This window comes from Pseudomonas sp. 3A(2025), from assembly GCF_054589175.1.
Genome location: NZ_BAAILM010000053.1, coordinates 1 through 688, shown reverse-complemented (window position 1 = coordinate 688; position 688 = coordinate 1). Strand labels below are relative to the sequence as shown.

The following is a 688-nucleotide window of genomic DNA, read 5'->3' as shown; positions in this document are numbered from 1 at the left end:
CCCGCGCCATGCTGGTCACCGAGGGCGTGGACAGCTTGTCGATCTACAGCGTCGCCGAGCGCGCGGACATTCCGCCTTCGTCGGTCTATCACTTCTTCGCCAATGTTCCGGCGTTGCTCGAAGCCCTGACCAGCGACGTACATGCGGCCTTTCGTGCCACGTTGCAGGCGCCGGTCGATCATGAATCGCTTAACAACTGGCGCGACCTGTCGCGAGAAGTCGAGCAGCGCATGCTGAACATCTACAATGCCGACGCGGCGGCCCGGCAATTGATTCTGGCCCAGCATGGCCTGGCCGAGGTCAACCAGGCCGACCGCCAGCACGATATCGAGCTGGGGCAGTTGTTGCAGGCAGTGTTCAACAAGCACTTTCACTTGCCGGTACTGCCTGACGACGTGGATGTGTTTGCACTGGCCATGGAACTGGGCGACCGGGTGTATGCCCGGTCGATGCAATTGCATGAGCAGATTACGCCGCGGATGGCGGAGGAAGGGAGGCGGGTGTTCGATGCTTATCTGGGATTGTATTTGCCGGCGTACTTGCCGAAGCGGGTGCAGCCGGCCTGAAAGCCAGGATGGCTGCAACCACGACAGTGCGATCCGCGCCTTACTTGCTCTATGGGGGACTACGTACAGGGCCATATGTCATTTCATACAGACGCTCATAGCGCCCAAGCACAGACTTGGCG

Annotated in this window: 1 protein-coding gene; it reads left to right on the top strand. The window is 60.3% G+C overall.

Annotation, left to right across the window (positions count from 1 at the left end):
• The coding region (locus ACYP2A_RS20445; protein WP_459747664.1) for a TetR/AcrR family transcriptional regulator at positions 1–566 on the top strand (566 nt) is incomplete at its 5' end.
• Positions 567–688: the final 122 nt, after the last annotated feature.